Raw genomic sequence first — 4729 nt, forward strand, 5'->3', positions numbered from 1 at the left:
TGGTGACATGGGGCGCTCCTTAGGTAGCTGCTCAACAGCGTCGAGGGTGCCACACGCTCGCCGCCGCCCATAGCATCTACAGCGCTATCGACGGCGCGCTCGCAAGCGGCTTCGTCACCGCCGAGCTACAGCTCCCGGCGGGGCGATGGCTCGTGTTGCTGCCGAAGCGGCCTGCAACACCTTAGCATGCTGCTGCATGGCAGAAGCGCCTGTCCCACATTAGCCGGTGCTAGCGCTGAGCTTGACTGGATTGGCACGGTGTTTCGCCGGGTACAAGCAGGTGCGTCAACTACCAAATGCCGTAGTATCGACGCCTCCCCGAAAACTCTAGAACTGAGTTCGCTCCAACGCATAGACGAGAGATATCGCCCTGCAGAGCAACGTGACTACGGTGGAGGTTCCGAAGGCGTCAGTGCAGTTGAGCTGCCGCGCGAGTCCGGTCTCCCCTTTGGCGCGGACCTTTTTGAGGAGCGTGTCGGCATTACGAACACATTCCTGGGAGGTCACGACCGTCCAAAGTTCCGCCTGGACCGTTCCGATCTTCAGTGAAACTAAAAACAACCGCAACCGACCAAACGCATTTAATCACTTGCTCGTTGAACGCGGCACGACATGCAGAGGGACCCTGAAATGAACACTGAAATCTTCACGGCTCATGAGTCGAACGTTCGTCGCTACGGGCGGTCGTTTCCCACAGTCTTTACGAGAGCCCTCGGGGCGACAATCTGGGACGAAGCCGGTAACCCATATATCGATTTCCTTGTAGGGTCGGGCGCACTCAACTACGGACACAACAACCCGGACATTATTGCACCGGCAATCGAATATATGGTTGGCGAGAACATTCTCCTATCCCTAGACATGTATACAGCGGCAAAGCGTGACTTCATTGAAGCGTTTGTGGATTCGATCCTTAAGCCCAGAGGCCTTTCTTACAAAATCCAATTTCCTGGGCCGACCGGCACAAACGCGAACGAGGCGGCGCTGGCCCTCGCGCGAAAATATACCGGCCGCTCGAGCGTAATGGCCTTCACAAACGCCTTCCATGGGATGTCGCTCGGCGCTCTGGCAGTGTCGGGTTCGGCGTCAACCAGGGAACTGGGCGGCGTCACCCGCCACGATGTGATCCGTGTCCCCTATGACGGCTACCCTACCCAAGCTTTCGATTCCGCGAATTACATCGACTCCGTATTGGGCGACCCAGGGAGCGGCATAGAAAAGCCAGCCGCAATCATTCTGGAGACCATCCAGGCAGAAGGCGGCATGAACACTGCATCCGCACCTTGGCTGGAAGAAATTCAGCGGATTTGCCGCAAGCACGACGTTGTTTTGATCGTTGACGACATTCAGGCCGGTGCGGGACGAACGGGCGAGTTCTTCTCATTCGAGTTCGCGAAGATCGCACCCGACATCGTATGCCTTTCGAAGTCCCTAAGCGGTTCAGGTAGTCCGTTCTCCATTGTTCTGATTCGCCCTGACTTGGACATTTGGAATCCCGGAGAACATAGCGGGACGTTCAGAGGCAACAATCTCGCCTTTGTGACTGCAGGGGCCATGTGCAAAATGTGGTCCGACAGGCAGTTTACTGCAGGCGTCGAGCGGACGGCCGCCAAACTGCAAAAACACCTTGATAGCCTCGTCGCGAAATTTCCCAAGTGCATCGAACAAAAGCGCGGCCGCGGTCTGATGGCCGGCCTCAAGTGCCGTTCGCGGGCCGTTGTCGGCCGTGTGCACGATGTCGCGTTCGAAAATGGCCTGCTGATTGAATCTTCAGGACCAAATCGCGACGTCATCAAAGTCCTCCCACCGATAACCATCACCGATGACGAACTCGATCAGGGCATCGCCATCCTTGATCACGCACTAAAGGAGCAAGCCAATGAAGGCTAATCAAGTATCCCAAGCCCCGGCCACCTCGCCAGTTGCGATCAGAGAACGAACCGGCTTGATCAGCACTGCGGACATCATCTCAGTCCTGAAAGGTGAGATCACGGCTCTGCACATCAAGCAAGCTTTCAGCACCGAAATAGCCGAGGAGATCACCGCGAACTTCAGTGGCAGTCCCGGTCTCAAGGAGCGTAAGGATGGCGTCCCCGGACAATATGTCGGCGCATCCCACTACAGGAAGGATGCAGCCACCTATTTCGCAGAGGCGGAAACTGCGCGACCGTACGTCGACGCCCTTTTTGAGAATCTGGTTGATCCGGTCCGAGCATTGTTCGACGCGTTGAAGCGCGAGCTTCGCAAACAGGGCATTGAATTGCGGCTGGCCCGTTCGGAGCACGGTCAGGCTAATGTTTGTCGCGCTCTCAGTTGGTCTGGCAGCGGCACGTTCTCCTTGGACCCCCACGACGACGTCGCTCAAGTGTTGTGTGCTGGGAACGATTACGAGCTTTCTGCGGTGGCGCACAACACCGTCGCAGCACTCAACTTCTACCCCAGCATGCCCGAGGAAGGTGGCAATCTGCGGCTCTGGAGCCACAAGCCGACAGTCACCGACCGAAAGTCTCAAGGTGTGGAGACCACGGGCTATCCCTATTCGGCAGCCTATCTGGAGGGCGTTCCTTCTCGCGACTTCCAGCTCAGGGCGGGGGATATCGGCCTGATCGATGGCGGTTTCGTTCACGGAGTCACAGGTCAATCGGGCAACGGAAAGCGTCGCCTGGTATTGAACAGCTTTTTCGGGTTTGCTCGCCCGGATCTTGTTCTCTGGTGGACCTGACGGGGCGGTCGACAGGGACCCACTGATTGCGCAACAGGTATCACATCCGCCATAGCGGTGAGGCGTTTCAGTTACAGACCCTCGCGCTTCGAAAGGCCGGCATTATCATGATTCCCTTGGCGTTTCAGATGCTGCCGGCCTCCGACACGACCCCCCATCGACTGTAGAGGACGCAGTTGCCGAACAGATTTTAAGACGCTTAAGTAAAGAATGCGATCTCTCTGTCGCAATAGACGGTTTCGCGTCGAAACAATTGTAAGCGCGAATTTCCCCGCACCTTTTGCTGTTGAGTGCTCTGATGCATGAGAAGCTATGCGGGGGAGCGGCGAGGTGGCACCATCGTCGTACGATCAACCCGAAGGATAGACTATCATGTCCAAAGTCGACGATCTCAGCCGATCAATCACTGTATTGGATCAAGCTCGCACTGTGCTCGTCGTTGTAGAAATGACTCAAAATAACTGGCTGGTGGCCGGAATGCTTCCCGGCGTTCAGCGACACCCCCTCAAGAAACTCGATCCCGATCCCAATGCATTGCTCGGTTTGATCGCGCGTTGGCGATCGGAGGCGGAGGCTGCGGGCATGCCGATAGACCGGGTCGCGCTGGCCTTCGAGGCTGGGCGAGACGGCTTCTGGCTGGCCCGGTGGCTGCAGACGCGAGGCATAGACGCTCACGTCATCCATTCAACCAGCGTCGCCGTGAACCGTGAACACCGACGGGCGAAAACCGACAGGCTAGACACGGCCATGCTGATGCGCGTGTTCCTGGGTTGGCTGCGTGGCGAGCGTGGCCACTGCCGCATGGTGGCGATCCCATCACTGGCGGAAGAGGATGCCAAGCGGCCGAGCCGCGAGCGGGAGAACCTGGTCAGCGAGAAAACGCGGATAGTCAATCGCATGAAAGGGGCGCTGGCTCGGCTCGGCATCCGTGGCTTCAAGCCCGAGCTTCGCCGGGCGCCGAAGAAGTTGCCGGACCTGCGCACTTCGGAAGGACAGCCGCTTCCGCCGAATATGCTGGAAGAGATGCGGCGCGACATGGCTCGGCTTGCGGTGGTGCGCGATCAGATCACGACGATTGAAAAAGCCAGAATTGCCCAGCTTGAGCAGGCGCCCGCGTCGGGGTATAATGCAATGGTTGTGCTATTGGCGCGCGTGATTGGTGTCGGGATTGAGACAGCCGACATGCTGGTCCACGAGGTGCTTAGCCGCAACCTCAGAGACCGGCGCGCGGTGGCGCGTTACGCCGGTCTGACAGGCTCCCCCGACGAGAGCGGATCTAAACGACGCGAAAAGGGGTTGGCCAAGGCAGGCAACGCCCGGGTGCGACGCGGGCTGATCCAATTGGCCTGGCGCTTCCTGAGATTCCAAAAGAATAGCGAACTGACGCAATGGTTCCAGGCACGAGCGGCACAGGGCGCCCGCAAGACGACGATGATCGTGGCGCTCGCACGCAAGTTACTCATCGCGCTCTGGCGATTGGTTACCGTCGGCGAAATCCCGATGGGCGTCACATTGCGCCCGATGAACTGAACACACTGCAGGGCGCCTGACGGATCAACCGCCGTAATGACGCCCGCGCGTATCGATTCGAGGTGGCGGTGTCCCGATGGACACCATGGCGTTATTTGCCGTCATGAGAATGGGCCCGCCGCCTCGGAGCCTTGCTGCTGAAGCCAATGACTGCTTCATGGTCCGGGTCTTTTGCAGACCCACCGAATACAAGGTTGCGGCGTAATGCGATGCGCCCAAAGGCAGGCTCCCCTCGAATTTGATGCTCGCGGACCAATGCACAAGGCAGTGACCAACCGTTCTGTTATGGCTATCCTGACCGCTTTACCGCGAAATCAGTGAAGGCCCCTTGACAACGAAATCCCCATACAAGGTGTCCACCAAAATAGGTGGAAACCTTGTGATGGAAGAAGATGAGCAGAAACTGCGGGTGAGGCTTGTCGGTCGGGACGGGCGACGCCGATACGACCCGGCATCGAAGGACCGTCTTGTCTCGGC

Annotated in this window: 3 protein-coding genes and 1 pseudogene; all 4 read left to right on the forward strand. The window is 58.2% G+C overall.

Translation table 11 applies throughout. The features are described 5' to 3' along the window. Positions 1 to 630: 630 nt before the first annotated feature. On the forward strand, positions 631 to 1890 hold the full coding sequence (ectB, locus tag NKI08_RS34225) for a diaminobutyrate--2-oxoglutarate transaminase (RefSeq protein WP_352775881.1): 1260 nt from the start codon (positions 631 to 633) through the stop codon (positions 1888 to 1890). Beyond that, positions 1880 to 2722 (forward strand): 2OG-Fe(II)-dependent halogenase WelO5 family protein, encoded by an 843-nt coding sequence (locus tag NKI08_RS34230; protein ID WP_352775884.1) that lies wholly within the window; start codon positions 1880 to 1882, stop codon positions 2720 to 2722. The genes ectB and NKI08_RS34230 overlap by 11 nt, the downstream gene beginning before the upstream one ends. Before the next feature lie 372 nt (positions 2723 to 3094). Beyond that, positions 3095 to 4252 (forward strand): IS110 family RNA-guided transposase, encoded by a 1158-nt coding sequence (locus NKI08_RS34235; RefSeq protein WP_352775887.1) that lies wholly within the window; start codon positions 3095 to 3097, stop codon positions 4250 to 4252. Positions 4253 to 4634: 382 nt separating this feature from the next. Then, positions 4635 to 4729 (forward strand): annotated as a pseudogene (locus NKI08_RS34240) (IS66-like element accessory protein TnpA); the annotation flags it as partial.

It is taken from the genome of Mesorhizobium sp. M0768 (genome assembly GCF_040320195.1).
In the GTDB taxonomy this organism is placed as follows: Bacteria; Pseudomonadota; Alphaproteobacteria; order Rhizobiales; family Rhizobiaceae; genus Mesorhizobium.

Excerpts from the sequence above, each read along its gene's own strand:
- ectB (WP_352775881.1), top strand. The coding sequence starts at position 631 with ATGAACACTGAAATCTTCACGGCTCATGAGTCGAACGTTCGTCGCTAC.
- NKI08_RS34235 (WP_352775887.1), top strand. The coding sequence starts at position 3,095 with ATGTCCAAAGTCGACGATCTCAGCCGATCAATCACTGTATTGGATCAA.
- NKI08_RS34230 (WP_352775884.1), top strand. The coding sequence starts at position 1,880 with ATGAAGGCTAATCAAGTATCCCAAGCCCCGGCCACCTCGCCAGTTGCG.